General features: G+C 76.2%; 4 protein-coding genes. All 4 read right to left on the bottom strand.

What is annotated here, in order from left to right; genetic code table 11:
* Positions 1-14: 14 nt before the first annotated feature.
* Positions 15-5,498: a type I polyketide synthase gene (locus ACFHW0_RS23205; protein ID WP_416610751.1), complete on the bottom strand. Its 5,484-nt coding sequence runs from the start codon at positions 5,496-5,498 to the stop codon at positions 15-17.
* Positions 5,499-5,523: 25 nt separating this feature from the next.
* Positions 5,524-15,165 carry a type I polyketide synthase gene (locus ACFHW0_RS23200; protein WP_416610749.1) on the bottom strand — a complete coding sequence of 3,214 codons (9,642 nt, stop codon included), beginning with the start codon at positions 15,163-15,165 and terminating at the stop codon, positions 5,524-5,526.
* Positions 15,080-20,074: a type I polyketide synthase gene (locus tag ACFHW0_RS23195; RefSeq protein ID WP_416610747.1), complete on the bottom strand. Its 4,995-nt coding sequence runs from the start codon at positions 20,072-20,074 to the stop codon at positions 15,080-15,082. The genes ACFHW0_RS23200 and ACFHW0_RS23195 overlap by 86 nt, the downstream gene beginning before the upstream one ends.
* Positions 20,075-20,110: 36 nt before the next feature.
* Positions 20,111-23,149, bottom strand: a 3,039-nt coding sequence (locus ACFHW0_RS23190) for an SDR family NAD(P)-dependent oxidoreductase (protein ID WP_416610745.1), incomplete at its 5' end; no start/stop codon positions are given.

Below are 23,149 nucleotides of genomic sequence, written 5' to 3'. Positions count from 1 at the left end.
AGGGGCGGGACCGGTCACAGGCCCCGCGCGGTCAGCCACCGCTGCAGCGTGCCGGCGAGTTCCGGCCCCCGGTCGGCGACCATGCTGAAGTGGTCACCGGCGGCGTCCGCCACCTCGTGCGGATAGGGCCAGCGGGACCGCCAGCCGTCCTGTTCGCCGTCCCATTCCCCCAACGGCTCGCTGGCCCGGACCAGCAGGGTCGGCGCCGCCATCTCGGTCGGCTGCCAGTCCAGGAACAGCGGCAGGTAGCCGGCCCAGGCGGTCGTCCGCCAGTCGTCCATCGGCGTGTACGCGCTGTCCCGGTCGATCATCCCGTCGAGCAGCTGCGGCACCCACCCGCCGAGCACCTCGCTGTTCGCCGGGTAGGTGTCCATCAGCACCACCGCGTCCGGCGACCGGCCCTGGCGTTCCAGCTCGCCGGCGAGCAGGTTGGCCACCATCGCGCCGCCCGAGTGACCGGCGAGCACGAACGGGCCGGCGCCGACGGCGCGCAGCACCGTGTCGGCGTGCACCCGCAGCAGGGCGTCCAGGTCGGCGGGAAGCTCCTCGCCCACGCCGAACCCGGGGTTGGGCAGGGCCCAGACGTTGCGCACCCCCCGGAAGCCGGAGGCGAGCCGGGCGTACTCGTGGGCGCCGGAGAGCAGGGACATGGTGCAGCAGCACACGAGCTGCGCCCCCGCGTTCCCCTCGGCCAGCCGCAGGATGCCGGCCGGGCGGGTGAGCTGCGCCGGCTCGCTGAAGCTGGGCCGGAACTGGGCGAGCTTGACCAGGAGCTCGGCGTACCCGGCGGGCTCCTCGCGCGCCTTCGGCTGGTTGAACAGCCCGCCGAGCAGTCCACCACCGGCGCTCGGCGGGGTGGCTCCCCCGGCGGCGTCCGGGGTGGCCCCGGCCGCGTCCGCGCCGACGAGTTGGCCGAGCAGGTGGTGGGCCAGCGCCGTAGGGGTGGGGTGGTCGAAGAGCAGGGTGGCCGACAGCTCCGCCCCGGTCTCCTGGCGCAGCGCGTCGCGCAGTTCCAAGGCGGTCAGCGAGTCGAAGCCGAGTTCCAGGAAGTCCCGGTCGGCCTCGACCGCCCCGGGCGAGGCGTGCCCGAGCACCGTGGCCACGCGCGCCCGGACCAGGTCCAGCAGGATCGGGTGCCGATCGCCGGCCGGGGCGCCGGCCAGCCGGTCCCGCAGCGCCCGGGCCGGGTCGGTCGCCTCGCCACCGGGGCCGGCGTCCCGGTCCGCGGCGACCGCCGCCTCGGGCACGCCGCGCAGCAGCGGAGCGGGCCGTACGGCGGTGAAGGCCGGCACGAACGCCGGCCAGTCGAGGTCGGCGACCGCGAGCTGGTCGTCGCCGCGGCCCACGGCCTGCTGGAGCGCGGACACGGCCAGTTCGGTGGGGAGCGGACGGACCCCCCGGCGGCGCAGCTGCGCCGGGTCGGTGACCTCCTCCGCCCAGGGCACCCACGCGACGACGGTGGCCGGGTGGCCGGCGGCGCGCCGGCCGGCGGCCAGCGCCTCCAGCCCGGCGCCGGCGGCGGCGGCGACGGCCGCTCCCCCGCTGCCCCAGACGGCGGCGGTGGAGGTGAAGACGACGAACTCGTCGACCGGCCGGCCGGCGCAGGCCCGGTCGAGCAGCTCCACGGCCCCGGTGCGGGCGGCCACGGCGTGGGCCAGGTCGCGCGGGTCCAACGCCGCGACCGGGTCGCCGGCCCCGTCGGAGTCGGCGACGTGCAGGACGGTGCGGACGACGGTGCCGGCGGCGGCCAGCCGGTCCAGCGCCCCGGGCAGCCCGTCGAGGTCGTCGACGACGGTGACGGCGACGTCCCGGCCGATCGTGGCGGCGGACGCCCCGGCACCGGCGAGGACGAGGTGGGTCGCGCCGCGGTCGGCGAGCCACCGCAGCAGGTGCGGGGTGCGCACCGCCGCTGTCCCGTGCACCAGGACCGCGCCCCGGGGCCGCCAGTCCGCGTCGGCGGCGCCGGCCGGGGAGCGCGACAGCCGCCGCGCGTACACCCCGTCGGAGCGCACCGCCAGCTGGTCCTCGTCGCCGCCGGCCGCGACGAGCCGGGCGAGCGCGGCGAGCGCGGCGTCGTCCGGCTCCGCCGGCAGGTCGACCAGCCCGCCCCACAGGCGCGGCTGTTCCAGCGCCAGCACCCGACCCAGACCCCAGAGGTACGCGCCGGCGACGCCGGGTGCCGGATCGTCCGCGTCGACGGCCACGGCGCCCCGGGTCACGCTCCACACCGGCGCGTTGCTCCCGGCGCCGCCGAGGGCCCGGACGAGCGCGGCCGTCCCCGCCAGCGCGGCCGTCCCGGTGGCCCCGGCCGGCGCTCCCGCCGCCAGCAGCGAGACCACGACCGACGGGGTCCCCCCGACGGGCAGGGCGCGGGCGACCTCGTCCGGGTCGTCGCCCACGTTCACGAGCACCGGGTCCAGGCCCTCGGCGCGCAGGGCGGCCAGCACGGCCGTGGCGTCGGTGCGCGCCCCGGCCACCACCAGGCACTCGCCGGCAACCGCGGCGGCGGAGGGTACGGCGACGCGGACCCAGTCGGCGCGGTACCGCAGCCCGTCCAGCGCGGAGCCGCGACGCCGCCGGTCCCGGTAGGACGCCAGGGCGGGCAGCAGTTCGGCGAGCGCCTCCTGCCGGTCGGCGTCCAGGCCGAGCGCGGCGGCCAGCGCGGCCGGCCGGTCCTCCGCCACGGCGGCCCAGAACTCCTCGTCGTCGCTCGACGCGACCGGCTGCCGGAGGTCGACGGCGGGCGGATCCGGCCAGTAGCGCTCGTGGTGGAAGGCGTAGGTGGGCAGCTCGACGCGCGCGGCGTCGCTGCCGGCGAAGAGGGCCGGCCAGTCCACCCCGGCTCCGCGCAGGTCGACGGCGGCGAGCGCGGCGAGCAGGGTGGCCGGCTCGGGCTGGTCCCGGCGCCCGAGCGGCACGAAGGCCCCCGGCTCGACGTCGGGCAGGCACTCGCGGGCCAGTGCGGTCAGGGCGCCGTCGGGGCCGAGCTCCAGGAAGGTCGCCACGCCGGCGGCGGCCAGGGTGGCGACGCCCTCGTGGAAGCGGACGGTGTCCCGGACGTGGTCGACCCAGTAGCCCGGGTCGGTGGCCTGGGCGGCGGTGAGCGGCTCGCCGGTGCGGTCGGAGACGACCGGCACGGTCGGCGGATGCCAGGTGACCTTCTCCGCGACGACCCGGAAGTCGGCCAGCATGCCGTCCATCCGGGCGGAGTGGAAGGCGTGGCTGACCCGCAGCCGGCGGGACCGCCGGCCCTCGGCGGCGAGCCGCGCGCCGGCCGCGAGCACGGCTTCCTCGTCGCCGGAGAGCACCACCGACCGGGGACCGTTCACGGCGGCCAGCGACACCCGCTCGTCGAGCAGCGGGGTCACCTCGGCCTCGGAGGCCCGCACCGCCAGCATCGCCCCGCCGGCCGGCAGTTGCTGCATCAGCCGGCCCCGGGCGGCCACCAGGGCCGCCGCGTCGGCCAGCGACAGCACGCCGGCGACGTGCGCCGCGGCCAACTCGCCCACCGAGTGGCCGAGCAGGTGCTGCGGGCGCAGCCCCCACGCCGTGACCAGCCGGTAGGCGGCGACCTCGTAGGCGAACAGCGCCGGCTGGGTGAACTCGGTGCGGTCCAGCAGCGCCGCCTCGGGCGAGTCGGGCCCGGCGAAGACCACCTCCCGCAGCGGCCGGCTCAGGTGCCGGTCCAACTCCCCGGCGACCTCGTCGAAGGCGGCGGCGAACACCGGGAACCGGCGGCACAGCTCGGCGCCCATGCCGAGGCGCTGGGCGCCCTGGCCGGTGAAGAGGAACGCGACCTTGCCGGCCGGGCGGGCCACCCCGCGTACCACGCCGGGGGCGTTGCGCTCCTCGGCGACCGCGCGCAGGCCGGCCAGCAGCCCGTCGGGGTCGTCGCCGATCACGGCGGCGCGGTGCGGCAACGCCGCCCGGGTGGTGACCAGCGAGTACGCCACGTCGGCGGGGGCCAGGTCGGGGTGGGCCCCGAGGTGGTCCAGCAGTCGCCGGGCCTGCCCGGCCAGGGCCGGCGCGGACCGGGCGGAGACGATCCAGGGGGTCGGCGGGGCGGGCGTACCGGCCGGTCGGGCGCGGTGGGTGTCCGCCTCGTCGGCCTGCTCGATGATGACGTGCGCGTTGGTGCCGCTGATCCCGAACGCGGAGACCCCGGCCCGGCGCGGCTGCCCCGTCTCCGGCCAGGGCTGCGCCCCGGTCAGCAGGGACACCGCCCCGGCCGACCAGTCGACGTGCGGGGTGGGCTCGTCCACGTGCAGGGTGGGCGGCAGCACCCCGTGCCGCATCGCCAGGACCATCTTCATCACCCCGGCCACACCGGCGGCGGCCTGGGTGTGCCCGATGTTCGACTTCACCGACCCCAGCCACAACGGCCGGTCGGCGCGGCGGTCCTTGCCGTACGTGGCCAGCAACGCCTGCGCCTCGATCGGGTCGCCGAGCGTGGTGCCCGTGCCGTGCGCCTCGACGACGTCCACCTGGTCGCCGGTCAGCCCCGCGTTGGTGAGGGCCTGCCGGATCACCCGGCGCTGGGACGGGCCGTTCGGGGCGGTCAGCCCGCTGCTCGCCCCGTCCTGGTTGACCGCGCTGCCGCGCACCACGGCGAGGATCGGGTGGCCGTTGCGGCGGGCGTCGGAGAGCCGCTCGACCAGCAGCATGCCGGCCCCCTCGGACCAGCCGGTGCCGTCGGCGGCGGCGGCGAACGACTTGCACCGGCCGTCGGTGGACAGGCCGCGCTGCCGGGAGAACTCCACGAAGACGGTCGGGGTGGCCATCACCGACACCCCGCCGACCAGCGCCATGCTGCACTCCCCCAGCCGCAGCGCCTGGCAGGCGAGGTGCAACGCGACCAGGGACGAACTGCAGGCGGTGTCCACGGTGACCGCCGGCCCCTCCAGCCCCAGGGCGTACGAGATCCGGCCGCTCGCCACGGCGGCGGCGCTACCGGTGCCGAGGTAGCCCTCGACGCCGCCGCTGACCCCGGTGAGCAGCGCGGCGTAGTCGCCCTGGCTGCTGGTCGACGCGTACACGCCGGTGGGCGTGCCGCGCAGGGTGGCCGGGTCGATGCCGGCCCGCTCGAACGCCTCCCAGGCGGTCTCCAGCAGCAGCCGCTGCTGCGGGTCCATGGCGAGGGCCTCGCGGGGGCTGATGCCGAAGAAGGCGGGATCGAAGTCCCCGGCGGAGTAGAGGAACCCGCCCTCCCGCACGTACGACGTGCCCCGGCTGTCCGGGTCGGGGTCGGGGTCGTAGAGCGCCCCCAGGTCCCAGCCCCGGTCGTCGGGGAACGCCGACATCGCGTCGCTGCCGGCCGCCACCAGGTCCCACAACTGCTCCGGTGACCCGACACCGCCAGGGAACCGGCAGCTCATTCCGATGATCGCCACCGGCTCGCTGAGCGCGGCGGTGAGCTGCTGGTTCTGCTGCTTGAGCTTCTGGTTGTCGAGCAGGGACGCGCGCAGCGCGCCGACGACCTCGTCCAGGGAAACACTCATCGGGGGCTCCTCAGGGCCGGCCGGGTCACGAGTCGGAGCCTTCCAGGGCCATCCGGACCAGGCCGGCGACGTCGAGTTCGTGGATCTGGGCCTCGGGCGCGGCCGGGGCGGCGGGCGCCACGGCCGGCGTGCCGGCGCTCGTGCGGGCCAGCTGGAGCAGCTGGTCGAGCAGGCCCGTCCGCCGCAGTTCGTCCAGCGGAATCGCGGCGAGGGCCCGGCGGACCGACTCCTCGTCGCCGTCGGCACCGAACTCCTCGTCGCCGTCCTCGAAGAGCTCCTCGTACAGGTGGTCGGCCAGGCCGGCCGGGGTCGGGTAGTCGAAGACGACCGTGGTGGGCAGGTCGTGCCCGGTCGCCGCGGTGAGCAGGTTGCGCAGCTCCACGGCGGTGAGCGAGTCGAAGCCGAGGTCCAGGAAGCCCCGGTCCGTCTCGATCACGTCGCCGGAGGAGTGGCCGAGCACCTTCGCCGCGTCGACCCGCACCATCTCCAGCAGCGCGGCCCGCCGCTCGTCACCCGGCAGCGCCCGCAACTCGGCGAGCAGGTCCCGGGCGACGGGGGCGGACGCGTCCGGCGCGTCGGCGGGGGCGGCGGCCAGCTCGCGTACGGCCGGCAGGTCGGCCAGCAGCGGGCTGGGCCGCAGCGAGGTGAACAGCGGCGCGAAGGTGGCCCAGTCGACGTCGGCGACGGTGACGCAGGTGTCCCCGGCGGCCAGGGCGTGCCGCAGCCCGGCCATCGCCACGCCCGGCGGCATCACCCGCAGGCCCCGGCGGCGCAGCTGCTCCGGCGCGCCCTCGGTGAACATGCCCGACTCGGTCCATGGCCCCCACGCCACGGACGTGGCCGGCAGTCCCCGGCCGCGCCGCCGCTCGGCGAGCGCGTCCAGGTAGGCGTTGCCGGCCGCGTACGCGCCCTGCCCGCCGCTGCCCCACACCGCCGAGATGGACGAGAAGAGCACGAACGCGTCCAGCTCGACGCCGTCGAGCAGCTCGTCGAGGTGCTCGGCGCCGGACAGCTTCGGGGCGATGACGTACGCCAGGTCCTCCAGGGTGGTGTCCGCCAGCGGCACCACCTCGCTGACGCCCGCGGCGTGCACCACCGCGCGCAGCGGCGGTCCCTCCCGCCCCAGATCGGCCAGGAGTTCGGCCACCGCGCTCCGGTCGGCGGCGTCGCAGCGGGCGACCCGGCAGTCCACCCCGAGGCCGGTCAGCTCGGCGAGCAGCTCGGCGGCGCCGGGGGTGTCGGTGCCCCGCCGGCTGGTCAGCACCACCCGTTCCGCGCCGGCGCCGGCCACCCAGCGGGCCACGTGCCCGCCGAGCGCGCCGGTGCCGCCGGTGATCAGCACCGTGCCCCGGGGCTGCCACGGCGCGGGGTCCCCCGCGGTGACGGCCGGGACGAGCCGCCGCACCAGCACGCCGGACTCGCGGACGGCGAGTTGGTCCTCCAGGCCGCCGCCGGTGAGGATGCCGCCGAGCCGCATCGCCGTCCAGGGTTCGAGGTCGGTGGGCAGGTCGACCAGACCGGCCCAGCGGGCGGGCTGTTCCAGCGCGGCCACCCGGCCCAGGCCCCACAGCATCGCCTGCCGCGGGTTGGCCGGGACGTCGTCGTCGCCGACGCCGACGGCGCCCTGGGTGACGCACCAGAGGCGGGCCGGGGCGTCGAGGTCGACGAGCTGCTGGAGCAGGTGCACGGTCGCGGCCAGGCCGCGCGGCAGCGCCGGGTGCTCGGCGTGCGGGGCGTCGTCCAGGCCGAGGAAGGAGAGAATCGACAGCGGCCCGCCGCCCTCGCCGAGGGCCTCGGTGAGCACGTCGGCGAACCCTCCGCACAGCTCGTCGGAGTCCGCGGCGGTGTCCACGGGCACGACGGTCACCTCGGTGCCCAGGGCCCAGGTGCAGGAGTTCAGGTCGGTGTCGTCGGCCCGGCCGGCGGGCAGCAGCACCAGCCAGCGGCCGGGATCCTGCTCCTCCGGGGCCTCCTCGATGGGCTCCCAGACGACCCGGTACCGGCTGCCGTCGACCAGGGCCCGCTCCCGGCCGCGCCGCCGCCACGCGGACAGGGCGGGCAGCACGGTCCCGAACGGCTGGTCGCGGTGCACGTCCAGGTCGCGGGCCAGCGACTCGAGGTCCTCGGCCTCGACGGCCGCCCAGAAGCGGCGCTCGACGTCGGTGCGGTCGTCCTCGGCCGCCAGGGCGGCCCAGGGCGGCGGCTCCGGCCAGTAGCGCTGCCGGTCGAACGTGTAGGTGGGCAGGTCGACCCGCTGCGCGCCGGTGCCGTCGTAGAGGGCGGACCAGTCCGGGGAGACGCCGTGGGCGTGCAGCGCGGCGACCGCCCGCAGCAGGGTGGTCGGCTCGGAACGGTCGCGGCGCAGGGCGGGCACGACCAGCGGGGTCCGGCCGCCGGTCGGGGCGTCCTCGGCCAGGACGGCCTGGGCGAGGGCGGTGAGCACCCCGTCCGGGCCGATCTCGACGTAGCCGGTCACGTTGCGCTCCCGCAGCGCCGTGACGGCGTCGGCGAAGCGCACCGTGTCGCGGGCGTGCCGCGCCCAGTACTCCGGCGTGCCGATCTCCGCCGCGTCGACCGGCGTGCCGGTGACGGTGGAGATCATCGGGATGGTCGGCTCCTGGTACCGCAGCCGTCCGGCGACGGCGGCCAGGTCGTCGAGCACCGGTTCCATCAGCGGGCTGTGGAACGCGTGGCTGACCGTCAGCCGCCGGATCCGGACGCCCCGCGCGGTCCACTCCGCGGCCAGTTCCTCGACGGCGTCGCCGGCCCCGGACACCACGACGGCGGCGGGACCGTTGACGGCGGCGACGGAGACCCGGTCGGCGCGGTCGCCGAGCGCGGCGGTCACCTCGGCCTCGGTGGTGGCGATGGCGAGCATCGCCCCGCCGGCCGGCAGCGCCTGCATCAGCCGGCCCCGGGCGGCGACCAGCTCGGCGGCGTCGGCCAGGGAGAGCACCCCGGCGGCGTGGGCGGCGGCGAACTCGCCGATGGAGTGCCCGGCGACCGCGTCGGGGCGGACGCCCCACGCCTCGAACAGCCGGAACAGCGCCACCTCCACGGCGAAGAGCGCCGGCTGGGTGAACTCGGTCCGGTCCAGCGACTCGGCCTCGGGGGTGTCGGGCTCGACGAAGAGCAGCGGCTTCAGCGGGCGGGGCAGGTGCGGGTCGAGGGCGGCACAGGCCTCGTCGAGCGCGGCGGCGAAGACCGGGAACGCCTCGGCCAGCTCGCGACCCATCCCGGCCCGCTGCGCCCCCTGCCCGGAGAACAGGTACGCCACCTTCGGCCGGGACGCGGCCACGCCGGTGACCACCAGCGGCGAGTCCTCGCCGGCGCCGAGGGCGCGCAGCCCGGCGCCCAGCGCGATCCGGTCGGTGGCGAGGACGACGGCCCGGTGCTCCAGGGTGGCCCGGGAGACCGCCGACGACCAGCCGACGTCGACCGTCCGGGGGGACTCCAGGCCGGTGAGCTGCGCGGCCCAGCGGTCCGCCTGGGCGGCCAGCGCGACCGCCGTACGTCCCGACAGCAGCACCGGCACCACCGGCAGCCGGGCCGGGTCCCCCGTCGGCGGCTCCACGAAGGACGGCTCCGGGGCCTGCTCCAGGATGGTGTGCGCGTTGGTGCCGCTGATGCCGAACGAGGAGACGGCGGCCCGGCGCGGGTGGCCGGTGGCCGGCCACGGGCGGCCCTCGCCGAGCAGCTCGACCGCGCCGACGGTCCAGTCCACCTGGTCGGTCGGCTCGTCGACGTGCAGGGTCTGCGGCAGGTAGCCGTGCCGCAGCGCCAGCACCATCTTGATGATCCCGGCGACGCCGGCGGCGGCCTGGGTGTGCCCGATGTTGGACTTGATCGAGCCGAGCCAGAGCGGCTGGTCGGCGGGCCGCTCCCGGCCGTACGTGGCGAGCAGGGCCTGCGCCTCGATGGGGTCGCCGAGCTTGGTGCCGGTGCCGTGCGCCTCGACGGCGTCCACGTCGGCCGGGGTGAGGCCGGCGTTGGCGAGCGCCTGCCGGATCACCCGCTGCTGCGACGGCCCGTTCGGGGCGGTCAGGCCGTTGGAGGCGCCGTCCTGGTTGACGGCGCTGCCCCGGATCACCGCGAGCACCGGGTGGCCGTTGCGGCGGGCGTCGGAGAGCCGCTCGACGAGCAGCAGGCCGAGGCCCTCGCCCCAGCTGGTGCCGTCGGCGGCGGAGGCGAACGCCTTGACCCGGCTGTCCGGGGCGAGTCCCCGCTGCCGGCTGAAGCCGACGAACACCCCGGGGGTGGACATGACGGTGACGCCGCCGACGAGGGCGAGGGAGCACTCCGAGCGGCGCAGCGCCTGGCAGGCCCAGTGCAGCGCGACCAGCGACGACGAGCAGGCGGTGTCCACCGAGACGGCGGGTCCCTCCAGCCCGAGGGTGTACGACACCCGGCCCGAGAGCACGCTGCCGGCGTTGCCGGTCATCAGGTGCCCCTCGGCGCCCTCGGCGCTGAACATCAGGTTCCGGTAGTCCTGGTAGTTGGTGCCGACGAAGACACCGGTGGGGCTGCCGCGCAGCGCGTGCGGGTCGATCCCGGCCCGCTCGATCGCCTCCCAGGACGCCTCCAGCAGGAGCCGCTGCTGCGGGTCCATGGCCAGGGCCTCGCGGGGGCTGATGCCGAAGAAGCCGGCGTCGAATTCGGCGGCCCCGGTGACGAAGCCGCCCTCGCGGGCGTAGCTGGTGCCCTCCTTCTCCGGGTCGGAGTCGAAGAGCCGGTCGAGGTCCCAGCCCCGGTCGGTGGGGAACTCGCCGATCGCGTCGCCGCCGGCGGCGAGGAGCTGCCAGAGCTGCTCCGGGGTGTCCGCCCCGCCGGGCAGGCGGCAGCTCATCGCCACGATGGCGATCGGGTCGTCGTCGTCCTCGGCCGGCGCGGCCGGGGCGGGGGTGGCCTCCGGGGCGGCCCCGGTGAGCAGCTCGTCGAGGTGCGCGGCGAGCACGGTCGGGTTCGGGTAGTCGAAGGCGAGCGTCGCGGGCAGTCGCAGGTCGGTGGCGGTGGCCAGGAAGTTGCGCATGTCCACGGCGGTCAGCGAGTCCAGGCCGAGGTCGCGGAAGGGCAGGGTGGCCGGGATGTCGTCGGCCGCGCCGTAGCCGAGCGCGGTCGCCGCGCACTGGCGGACCAGCTCCAGCAGCGTCGCGGCGCGCTCCGCCGCGGCGAGCCCGGCGAGGCGCCGCGCCAGGGCCGACGGTACGTCCGGCTCCTCCTCGGCGGCCTCCTGCGGGTCCGGCCGCGTCGCCTCGCGCACCTCGGCGAGGTCGCCGATGAGCGGGCTGGGCCGGACCAGGGTGAACGCGGGGGCGAACCGGGTCCAGTCGATGTCGGCGATCAGGGTCGTGGTCTCACCGCGCCGCAGCGCCCGGGCGAGGGCCTCGACGGCCAGGTCCGGGTCCATGCCGACCATGCCGCCCCGGCGCAGCCGCTGCTGGGCGCGTTCGTTGTCGGCGGGCAGGCCGGCCCCGCTCCACGCGCCCCAGGCCACCGAGAGGGCGGGCAGCCCCTCGGCCCGGCGCCGCTCGGCGAGGGCGTCGAGGAACGCGTTCGCCGCCCCGTACGCGCCCTGCCCGGCGTTGCCGGTGGTGCCGGCGACCGAGGAGAACAGCACGAAGGCGTCCAGGTCGAGGTCCCGGGTCAGCTCGTCCAGGTGGACGGCGGCGGCGCACTTGGGCGCGGCGACGGTGTGCAGGCGCTGCGGGGTGACGGTGTCCACGATCCCGTCGTCGAGGACGGCGGCGGTGTGCAGGACGGCGGTCACCGGGGCGTCGGCGGGGACGGCGGCCAGCAGGTCGGCCACCTGCGCCCGGTCGGCGACGTCGCAGCGGGCCACGGTGACCCGTACGCCGAGGTCGGCCAGCTCCGCCTCCAGCTCGGCGGCGCCCGGGGCGTCCGGGCCGCGCCGGCTGGCCAGCAGGACGTGCGCAGCGCCGGAGCGGGCCGCCCAGCGGGCCAGGTGCCCGCCCAGCCCGCCGGTGCCGCCGGTGATCAGCACGGTGCCGCGCATCCGCCAGGTGTCGTCCGCGGCGTCGCCGGACGCGGGCTCGGGTTCGGTGATCCGGGCGAGTCGGCGGACGAAGACACCGGACTCACGCACGGCGAGCTGGTCCTCGCCGACGCCGAACCGCTCCGCGCCGTCGCCGTCGCCGAACTGGTCCGCGCCACCGCCGAACTGGTCCTCGCCGCCGGCGCCGAGCGCCGCGCAGAGCAGGGCGCCCGCTTGTGGGCCGAGGGTGTCCGGCAGGTCGAGCAGGCCGCCCCAGCGGGCGGGGTGTTCGAGGGCGACCGCGCGGCCGAGCCCCCAGACGGAGGCGGCGACGGGGCTGGGCGCCGGGTCGTCGGCGCCGGCCGCGACGGCTCCCCGGGTCGCGCACCACAGCGGCGCCTCGACGCCGAGCGCCCCGAGCGCCTGCACCAGCAGGGCGGTGCCCGAGACGGCCAGCGAGGTCGCCGGGTGCTCCGGGTGCGCCCGCTCGTCCAGGCCCAGCAGCGAGAGCACGGCGACGGGCCCGTCCGGGCCGGCGAGCGCGGCGCCCAGCAGCTCGACCAGGGCCGCCGGGTCGTCGGTGGCGTCCAGCTCCACGGGTACGACGTCCGCGCCGAAGTTGCCGAGCGCCGACAGCACGTCGGCGACCAGGGGGTCCCCGCCCAGCGCCGCGGGTACCGGGACGAGCCAGGTGCCGGCGAGCCAGGTCAGCGGCAGGTCGGGCACGGCCTGCCAGGTGACCCGGTAGCGCCACCCGTCGATGTCCGGCGCGCCGTCGGGCGCGGCGAGGAAGGCCGGCGGCGCGGGCCAGTACCGGTGGTGGTCGAAGGCGTACGTGGGCAGGTCGACGGTGGGCGTGGCGGGCAGGATCCTCGTCAGGTCGACGGGCAGGCCGATGGCGTGCGCGGTGGCGAGGTTGGTCAGCAGCCGGGTCGCGTCGTCGTCGTCGCGCCGCAGGCTGCCCAGGGTGTGGCCGGTGACGCCGGTGTCGTCGAGGATGGCCGTCACCGGCATCGTCAGCACGGGGTGCGGGCTGATCTCCACGAACGTGGTGTGCCCGGCGGCGACGGCGACCCGCACCGCCGCGTCGAAGAGCACCGTCCGGCGCAGGTTGTCGTACCAGTAGTCGGCGCCCATGGAGATGGGATCGGCCCAGTCCCCGGTCAGGGTGGAGACCAGCCGGGTGTGGCCGACCTGCGGTGCCACGTCGGCCAGGTCGGCGCGCAGCTGCTCGGCGACCTCCTGCACGGCGGGCGAGTGCGACGCGTAGTCCACGGGGATCAACCGGGCCCGGGTCCCCTCGGCCTGGCACGCCGCCACGAGGTCGGCGACGTGCTGCGGCGGGCCGGACACCACGACGGTGGACGGGCCGTTGACCGCCGCCACCCCCACGCCCGGGAAGGCCGGCAGCCGCTCGGCCACCGCGTCGGCCGACAGGTCCACCGACGCCATCGTCCCGGTGCCCCGCAGCACCGCCAGGGCACGGGAACGCAGCGCCACGGTCCGCGCGGCGTCCTCCAGGGTCAGGATGCCCGCCACACACGCGGCGCCGATCTCGCCCTGCGAGTGGCCGATCACCGCCTGCGGGGTCACCCCCACGTGCTGCCACACCGCCGCCAGCGCCATGCCGACGGCCCACAGCACGGGCTGCACGACCTCGACCCGCTCCAGCCACGACTCGTCGTCGCCGGTGAGCACCGACACGAGATCCACGTCCAGGTACGGCGCCAGGGCCCGCTGACACTCGGCCAGCTTCGCGTCGAACACCGGCGTACGACCCACCAGGCCGGCGGCCATCCGCGCCGACTGCGCGCCCTGACCCGGGAAGACGAAGACGGGGCCCGTGCCGGGGCCCGACGCCACACCGCCGACCACGTTTCCGGCCGGGAGGCCGGCCGCGACCGCGTCCAGCCCCGCCAGCAGCTCGTCGGCGGTCGACCCGACCGCGGCGGCCCGGTGGTCGAACGTCGACCGGGTGGCCGCCAGGGACCAGCTGACCGCGGCCGGGTCCAGCCCGTCCCGCTGGCGCAGGTACGACGCGAGCCGGGCGGCCTGCCCGGCCAGGGCGGCCTTCGACCGGGCCGACACCGACCAGAGGAGCGCGTCGGCGGCGACCAGGCCGGGGGTCGGGCCGGACGGGCGTTCCCCGGCCGGCTCGTCCGGCTGCTCGATGATCACGTGGGCGTTGGTGCCGGAGATGCCGAACGAGGAGACGGCGCCCCGGCGCACCCGGCCCGTCTCGGGCCACGGCCGCGCCTCGGTGGCCAGTTCCACCGCGCCGGCCGTCCAGTCGATGTGCGGGGACGGCGCGTCGACGTGCAGCGTCGCCGGGACGACGCCGTGCCGGATGGCGAGCACCAACTTGATCACCCCGGCCACGCCTGCGGCGGCCTGGGCGTGCCCGATGTTCGACTTCACCGAGCCGAGCAGCAGCGGCGGGGCCTCCCCCCGGTCCTGCCCGTACGTGGCGATGAGCGCCTGCGCCTCGATCGGGTCGCCCAGCTTGGTGCCGGTGCCGTGCGCCTCCACGACGTCGACGTCCGCCGTGGACAGCCGGGCGGAGGCGAGGGCCTGGCTGATCACCCGCTGCTGCGCCGGCCCGTTCGGGGCGGTCAGCCCGTTCGACGCGCCGTCCTGGTTGACGGCGGAGCCGCGTACCACCGCGAGGACGCGGTGGCCGTTGCGGCGGGCGTCCGACAGCCGCTCGACCAGCAGCCAGCCGACGCCCTCGGAGAACCCGGCGCCGTCGGCGCCGGCGGCGAACGACCTGCACCGCCCGTCCGGGGAGAGGGCGCGCTGCCGGCTGGATCCGATGTAGAGGCCCGGGGTGGCCATCACGGTCACCCCGCCGGCCAACGCCAGGTCGCACTCCCCCGCCCGCAGCGCCTGCACCGCGAGGTGCAGCGCCACCAGCGACGACGAGCAGGCCGTGTCGATGGAGACGGCCGGCCCCTCCAGGCCGAGGGTGTACGACACCCGGCCCGACGCGACGGCCGCCGCGCCCCCGGTCATCGAGTGTCCCTCGTCGCCGTCCGGCGACACCATCAGCAGGGTGCCGTAGTCCTGCCCGTTGGTGCCGACGAACACCCCGGTCCGGCTGCCGCGCAGCGAGGCCGGGTCGATCCCGGCGGCCTCGACCGCCTCCCAGGACGTCTCCAGCAGCAACCGCTGCTGGGGGTCCATGGTCAACGCCTCGCGGGGCGAGATGCCGAAGAAGGCGGAGTCGAATTCCCCGGCCCCCTCGATGAACCCGCCCTCGCGGGCGTACGAGGTGCCCGGGTGGTCGGGGTCGGGGTGGTAGAGGCGCTCCAGGTCCCAGCCCCGGTCGTCGGGGAAGGGGGTGACCGCGTCCCGGCCGTCCCGCAACAGCTCCCACAGGTCGTCGGGGTTGCGCACCCCGCCCGGCAACCGGCAGCTCATCGACACGATCGCCACCGGCTCCAGTTCCTGGGACTGTGCCTCACTGAGCCGGCGACGGGTGTCGTGGAGATCAGCCATGACCCGCTTGAGGTAGTCGCGGAGCTTGTCTTCGTTGGCCATCGGAGTGCCGCTTCCTCGAAAGGGACGGGAGAGAGCTGGAGCTGGAAGGTCAGGAGATGCCGAGGTCCTTGTCCACCATCGCGAACAACTCGTCGTCGGTGGCGTCGTCGAGGTGCCGGCCGATGTCGGCGCCACCGCTGTCCTGGGCGAGCCGGGAGAGCATCGCCTGGAGACGTACGGTGGCCCGCACCCGGGCCGCCTCGTCCCGCGCCACCACGTCGAGGCTGTCGGCGATCCGGTCCAGATCGTCGAGGAGGGCGGTCGGGGTGACCACGTCGTCGTGGGCGACCTCGGCGAAGAGGTACTCCGCCAGCGTCGTCGGGGTCGGGTAGTCGAAGACCAGGGTGACCGGCAGGGCCACGCCGGTGGCCGAGCCGAGCCGGTTGCGCAGCTCGACGGCGGTGACGGAGTCGAAGCCCAGCTCCCGGAACGCCCGGTGCTCGTCCACCGACTCGGCGGACGGGTAGTTGAGCACGGCGGCGACCTGGCTGCGGACCAGGCCGAGCAGCACGGCCTGCCGCTCGGCGGCGGGCAGCCCGGCGAGCCGGTCCTGCAACGACTCCGGGCCGTCGCCGGCCTCCACGCTGGCGACCTTCTCGGCCGTGGCGAGGCGGCGCACGTCCGGCAGGTCGCTGATCAGCGGGCCGGGCCGGGTGGCGGTGAAGGCGACGGAGAACCGCTCCCAGGCGATGTCGGCGATGGTGAGGAACGCCTCGCCGTGGTCCACGGCCTGGTGCAGCGCGGCGATGGCCGCCTCGGGGGTCATCTCCGGTACGCCGTGGCGGTGCAGCAGCTCGCCGAGCGGCCCGTCGGCCATGCCGCCGCCGGCCCACGCCCCCCAGGCGATGGAGGTGGCGGTCAGGCCGAGACCACGCCGGTGCTGGGCGAGCGCGTCGAGGAACGCGTTGCTCGGGGCGTAGTTGCCGACGCCGGAGCTGGCCACGCTGCCGGCGAAGGACGAGAACATGATGAACGCGGACAGCTCGTGGTCGAGGGTCAGCTCGTGCAGGTTGTACGCGACGTCGACCTTGGCCTGGAGCACCCGCTCGATCTGCTCCGGCCGGATGTCGTTGATCATGGCGTCGTCGAGCACGGCGGAGGCGTGCACGACCGTGGTGAGCGGGTACTCGGCGGGGATCGCGTCGATCAGGTCGGCCAGCGCGTCGCGGTCGGAGGCGTCGCACTCGACCACGGTGGCCTGGGCACCCAGCGCGGTGAGGTCGTCGACGAGCTGCTGCGCGCCCGGCGCGGCCATGCCCCGCCGGCTGACGACGACGACGTTCTCCACACCGCTGCGGGCCAGCCAGCGGGCGGCGTGCCCACCGAGCGCGCCGGTGCCGCCGGTGACCAGCGCCGTGCCGTACGGCTGCCACGGGTTCGCGGGCTGGCTGTCGCCGAGCGGGACCCGGGTGAGCCGGCGGGCGAGCAGGCCGCTGGGGCGTACCGCGATCTGGTCCTCCTCCCCGGCGGCGGTGAGGGCCGCGACCAGCAGGTCGGCGCAACGCTCCTCGACGGCCTCGGGCAGGTCCACGAGACCGCCCCAGCGCTGCGGGTGCTCCAGCGCGGCGACCCGGCCGAAGCCCCAGACCAGCGACTGCACCGGGGAGCGCAGCAGGTCGGCCATGCCGACGGAGGCGGCACCGGAGGTGATGCTCCACATCGGGGCGCGCAGGCCGATGTCGCCGAGGGCCTGGAAGAGCGCGACGGTGGCGGCGAAACCGCCGGGCACGGACGGGTGCAGCGGGTGGGCCAGCTCGTCGAAGGCGAGCAGCGAGACCACGCCGGTCACCTCGGCGGCGGCGTCGCCGCCCGGCGCGGCGGCGAGCGCCTCCTGCAGCAGCTTGCCGAACTGGTCGCGGTCGACGTCGGGGGTGGAGACGGGAACCTCGACGAGGGTCGCGCCGGCCGCCGTGAACGCCTCCACGCAGGCGTCCTGCCAGGGCTCGATGATGTCGCCGGTCGGCATGACGACGACCCAGGTGCCGGTCATGCCCCGGTTGGCGACGCCGGTCAGCGGCTTCCAGGTGTCCTGGTAGCGCCAGCTGTCGATGTCGGACTGCCGGCGCCGCTGCCGGCGCCAGGAGGTGAGCATCGGCAGGGCCGGCAGCAGCGCGTCGAGGACCTCGTGGGCCGGGGTCTCCTCGGTGGCGATGGTCTCGGCGAGGGCGGTGACGTCGCCGCGTTCCACGGCGGCCCAGAAGCTCGCGTCGCTCGGGTCAGCCGCCGCAACCTGGAGCAGGCTCTCCAGGTCGGGGCCGCCGCTGCCGTCCAGCCAGAACCGCTGGTGGTCGAAGGCGTACGTGGGCAGCGGCGCGACCTCGGTCTCGGCGAGGACGTTCGCCAGGTCGACGGGCAGGCCGATGGCGTGCGCGGTGGCGAGGTTGGTCAGCAGGCGCGTCGCGTCGTCGTCGCCGCGGCGCAGGCTGCCCAGGGTGTGGCCGGTGACGCCGGTGTCGTCGAGGATGGCCGTCACCGGCATCGTCAGCACGGGGTGCGGGCTGATCTCCACGAACGTGGTGTGCCCGGCGGCGACGGCGACCCGCACCGCCGCGTCGAAGAGCACCGTCCGGCGCAGGTTGTCGTACCAGTAGTCCGCGGTCATCGAGGACGGGTCGACCCAGTCCCCGGTCAGCGTGGAGACCAGGCGGGTGTGACCGGCCTGCGGGGTGACGTCGGCCAGGTCCGCGCGGAGCTGCTCGGCGACCTGCTGCACGGCCTCGGAGTGCGAGGCGTAGTCGACCGGGATGAGCCGGGCGCGCAGGCCCTCGGCCTCGCACGCCGCCACGAGGTCGGCGACGGGCTGTGGCGGGCCGGAGACCACGACGGTGGACGGGCCGTTGACCGCCGCCACCCCGACGCCCGGGAAGGCCGGCAGCCGCTCGGCCACGGCGTCGGCGGACAGGTCGATCGACGCCATCGTGCCGGTGCCGCGCAGCACCGCCAGGGCGCGGGAGCGCAGCGCCACGGTCCGGGCGGCGTCCTCCAGGCTGAGGATGCCGGCCACGCACGCGGCGCCGATCTCGCCCTGCGAATGGCCGACGACCGCGTCCGGGACGACGCCCGCCGCGCGCCACACCGCCGCGAGGGCGATGCCGACGGCCCACAGCACGGGCTGCACGACCTCGACCCGCTCCAGCCACGACTCGTCGTCGCCGGTGAGCACCGACACGAGATCCACGTCCAGGTACGGCGCCAGGGCCCGCTGACACTCGGCCAGCTTCGCGTCGAACACCGGCGTACGACCCACCAGGCCGGCGGCCATCCGCGCCGACTGCGCGCCCTGGCCGGGGAAGACGAAGACTGGACCGGCGCCGGCGCTGGTGACCGTACCGGTGACGAGGTTGCCGGCCGGGTGGCCGGCGGCGAGGGCGTCCAGCCCGGCGAGCAGTTCGTCGGTGCCGGGGCCGACCACGGCGGCGCGGTGGTCGAACGTCGAGCGGGTGGTGGCCAGCGACCAGCCGATCGCCGCCGGGGCGAGGTCGCCGTGCTCGCGCACGTGCTGGGCGAGCCGGGCGGCCTGGCCGGCGAGGGCGGACCTCGACCGGGCCGACACCGGCCAGACGGTGACGTCCGAGGCGACGAGGCCGGGGCGTCGGGCGGGCTCGACGGCGGTGGCCTCGACGGGCTCGTCGCCCTCGACGGCCGCCGGGTCGGCGACGCGCGGACGGTACTCCTCCAGGATCACGTGCGCGTTGGTGCCGCTCACGCCGAACGAGGAGACGCCGCCGCGGCGGGGGCGGTCCAGCTCCGGCCACGGCGTGGACTCGGTGAGCAGGGAGACGGCCCCGGCGGTCCAGTCCACGTGCGGGGAGGGCTCGTCGACGTGCAGGGTCTCCGGCATGACGCCGTTGCGCAGCGCCATCACCATCTTGACCAGCCCGGCGACGCCGGCGGCGCTCTGGGTGTGGCCGATGTTCGACTTGACCGACCCCAGCCACAGCGGCCGGTCGGCCGGCCGGTCCTGCCCGTACGTGGCGATGAGCGCCTGCGCCTCGATGGGGTCGCCGAGGGTGGTGCCGGTGCCGTGCGCCTCGACCATGTCGACGTCGGCGGTGCCGAGCCGGGCGTTGGCGAGGGCCTGCCGGATGACCCGCTGCTGGGAGGGGCCGTTCGGGGCGGTGAGCCCGTTGGACGCGCCGTCCTGGTTGAGGGCGCTGCCCCGGATCACGGCGAGGATCGGGTGGCCGTTGCGCTCGGCGTCGGCCAGCCGCTCCACGACGAGCACGCCGCCGCCCTCGCCCCAGCCGGTGCCGTCCGCGCCCGCGGCGAACGCCCTGCACCGGCCGTCGACGGACATGCCGCGCTGCCGGGAGAAGACGACGAACACGCCGGGGGTGACCATCACGGTGACGCCGCCGGCGATGGCCAGGTCGCACTCGCCGCGGCGCAGCGCGTTCACGGCGAGGTGCAGGGCCACCAGCGAGGAGGAGCAGGCGGTGTCCACGGTCACGGCCGGGCCGTTGAGGCCGAGCGTGAACGAGATCCGGCCGGACGCGACGCTGGTGGTGTTCCCGGTGCCGATGTACATGTCGACGCCCTCGGGCACGTTGGGCAGACCCATGCCGTAGTTCGAGGTGCTTAGCCCGACGAAGACGCCGGTGGAGCTGCCGCGCAGCGACAGCGGGTCGATGCCGGCCCGCTCGACGGCCTCCCAGGACGTCTCCAGCAGCAGCCGCTGCTGCGGGTCCATCGCGAGGGCCTCACGGGGGGAGATCCCGAACAGGGACGGGTCGAAGTCACCGGCGCCGTCGAGGAACCCGCCGATACGGGTGTAGCTCTTGCCCGGCTTGTTGGGGTCGGGGTCGTAGAGCGCCTCCAGGTCCCAACCCCGGTCGTCCGGGAACTCGGTGAGCGCGTCCCGGCCGTCGGCGACCAGCTCCCACAGGTCCTCCGGCGACCGGACGCCACCGGGGAAGCGGCAGCTCATCGAGACGATGGCCAGGGGTTCCTGGTCGCGGGCCTCGACGGTCTGCAGCTTGCGCTTGGTCTCGTGCAGGTCGGCGGTGACCCGCTTGAGGAAGTACCGCAGCTTGTCATCGCTCATCGGGGGGCACCTGCCTCGATTGGAAGGTTGGTCATCTCAGGAGATTCCAAACTCTTTGCTGATGAAGTCGAAGATCTCGTCGTCGCTGGCCGAGTCGAGGTCGGGCCGGTCCGCCTCGGCGGCGGGCCCCGCCGCCAGGTCGGACGCCTTGGCGAGCAGGTCCTGCATCCGGGCGGTGAACCGGGCCCGGGCCGCCGGGTCCAGCGGGATGGCGTTGAGCAGGCTCTCGACCGTGTCGATGCCCTGGAAGAGGGGTTGCGTGGAGGGCGCCGCGTCGGCGGCGATCTCGCTGGTCAGCTTCTCGGCGAGCGCGGTCGGCGTCGGGTAGTCGAAGACCAGCGTCGCCGGCAGCCGCAGCCCGGACAGGCCGTTGAGCCGGTTGCGCAGGTCGACCGCGGTGAGCGAGTCGAAGCCCAGGTCGGTGAAGAGCCGGTTCGGGTCGACGGCGTCGGCGCCGGCGTGGCCGAGGACGGCGGCGATGTTCGCCCGTACCACGTCGAGCACCACCTTGTGCCGCTCCGGACCGGCCAGGCCGGCGAGTCGCTGGCTGAGCTGCACCCCGCCGGAGCGGGCTCCGGTGGCGTCGGCCGAGCGCCGCAGCGGCACCCGGACCAGGGCCCGGAGCATCGGCGCGAGGGTGCCGGCCTCCGCCTGCCCCCGCAGCGTCCCGACGTCCAGGCGCATCGGCACGACGGCCGCCGCGTCGAGCCGCCACGCGGCGTCGAAGAGGTTCAACGCCTGCTCGGTGGCCAGCCCGGCGGCACCCTGCTCGGCCATCCGCCGCACGTCGTCGTCGCCGAGGTGGCCGGTCATGCCGCTGGCCTGCTCCCAGAGGCCCCACGCGAGTGAGATGCCGGCGAGCCCGCTGGCCCGGCGGTGCGCCGCGAGGGCGTCGAGGAAGGCGTTCGACGCCGCGTAGTTGGACTGGCCCGCGCTGCCCAGGGTGGCCGCCGCCGAGGAGAAGAGGACGAAGGCCGCGAGGTTCGCCCCGGCCGTGAGGCGGTGCAGGTGCCACGCCGCGTCGATCTTCGGCACGGCGACCGCGTCCACCCGGTCGGGGGTCATCGACTCCAGCACGCCGTCGTCGAGGACGCCGGCGGCGTGCACCACGGCGGTGAGCGGGTGCGCGGCGGGCACTCCGGCCAGCAGCGCCGACAGGGCGTCGGGGTCGGCGGCGTCGCAGGCCGCGACGGTCACCTCCGTACCGGTGCCGGCGAGTTCGGTGACGAGGTCGTCGATCCCCTCGGCCGCCGCGCCGCGCCGCCCGGCCAGCAGCAGGTGCCGCACGCCGTGGGTGGTGGCGAGGTGGCGGGCCAGGATGCGGCCCAGCACGCCCGTCCCGCCGGTGATCAGCACGGTGCCGTCCGGGTCGATCCCGCCGGGCAGCGGCTCCACGCCGGCCGGGACCCGCCCGAGCCGTGGCGTGCGCACCTGCCCGGCCCGCACGGCGAGCTGCGGCTCGCCGGAGGCGATCGCGGCGGCCAGCGCGGTGGCGCTGTCCGGGGCGTCGTCGAGGTCGACGAGCTGGCACCGGCCCGGGTGTTCGAGCTGCGCGGTGCGCAGCAGGCCCCAGACCGGGGCCTGGCGCAGGTTGACGACCTGCTGCTCGCCCGCCGCGACCGCGTCGCGGGTGACCAGCACCAGCCGGGACTCGGCGAACCGGTCGTCGGCGAGCCAGGTCCGCAACGCGGCGAGGGTACGGTGCGTGGTGGCCCGCGCCTGCCCGGCCAGCGCCGGGTCCGTCGGGTCCCCGGCGTCGCCGATCGGCACGATCACCGCCTCGGGCGCCGGCTCACCCCCGGCGAGCAGGTCGCCCAGCGAGTCGAGGTCGACGTCGGTACGCACCCGGGCACCGGCCGCCTCGCAGGCGGCGCTGAGGGGCAGGTCGTCGCCGAGCGCCACCCAGCGGGTGGCCGCCGGCACGGGGCCGGTGGGCACCGGCAGCACCGGCCAGTCCACCTGGAACAGCGACTCGTGCCGGCCGGAGCGGGCCGCGCCGAGCGAGTCGCCGGAGACCCGGCGCATGATCAGCGAGTCGACGTGCAGCACCGGGGCGCCGGTGGCGTCGGCCACCTGGAAGGAGACGCCGACCTCGCCGGCGGCGGCGACGCGTACGCGCAGGGCGGTGGCCCCGGCGGCGAGCAGGGAGACCCCCGTCCAGGCGAACGGGAGGCGGGGCACGGTGGCGTCGGCGCCGTCGCCCATCCGGCCGAGGAAGCCGCCGATCGACATGGCCTGCAACGCGCCGTCCAGCAGCGCCGGGTGCACGCCGAAGCGGCCGGCCTCGGCGTGGTGGTCGGCGGGCAGTTCGACCTCGGCGAAGACCTCGTCGTCGCGGGTCCACGCGGCACGCAGGCCGCGGAACGCCGGGCCGTACCCGAAGACGGTCGCCTCGATGCCGGAGTAGAAGTCGTCGGCCTCGACGCGCGTCGCGCCGGGCGGCGGCCACACCCCCAGGTCGAAGGCGGGCGCGGCGTCGGCCGGCTGCGGGGCGAGCAGGCCGGTGGCGTGGCAGGTCCAGGCGACGTCGGCCAGGATCTCGTCGGAGCCGTCCCGGTAGGGCCGGGAGTAGAGCTGGACGGTACGCCGCCCGTCGTCGTCCCGGTCGCCGACCATGAGCTGCACCTGGAGCGCGCCGAGTTCGGGCAGGACGAGCGGGGCGAGCAGGGTCAGTTCCTCCACCGTCGGGCAGCCGGCCTGCTCACCGGCGTACGTGGCCAGCTCCACGAAGGCGGTGCCGGGCAGCAGGATGTTGTCCATCACCCGGTGCTCACCGAGCCACGGGTGGGTACGCACCGACAGCCGCCCGGTGAAGACCATCCGCTCGCTGTCGGGGAAGGTCAGCGTGGCGCTGAGCAGCGGGTGCCCGGCGTCCTGGAGGCCGGCGGAGCTGACGTCCTGCGCCCGGTGCAGCGGCGGCTCGACCCAGTACCGCTGGTGGTCGAAGGCGTACGTGGGCAGCGCGACGAGGTCGGTCTCGGCGAGGACCGTGCCGAAGTCGACGGGCAGGCCGATGGCGTGGGCGGTGGCGAGGTTCGTCAGCAGCCGCGTCGCGTCGTCGTCACCCCTGCGCAG

It is taken from the genome of Micromonospora sp. LOL_025, from assembly GCF_048060285.1.
Taxonomy (GTDB): domain Bacteria; phylum Actinomycetota; class Actinomycetes; order Mycobacteriales; family Micromonosporaceae; genus Micromonospora.
The sequence above is the reverse complement of the archived record's forward strand: the minus strand, read 5'-3'. Positions and strand labels throughout refer to the sequence as shown.

Bases quoted from the DNA above. Each gene is read 5' to 3' on its own strand.
- ACFHW0_RS23205 (WP_416610751.1), bottom strand. From the start codon at position 5,498: ATGAGTGTTTCCCTGGACGAGGTCGTCGGCGCGCTGCGCGCGTCCCTG.
- ACFHW0_RS23195 (WP_416610747.1), bottom strand. From the start codon at position 20,074: ATGAGCGATGACAAGCTGCGGTACTTCCTCAAGCGGGTCACCGCCGAC.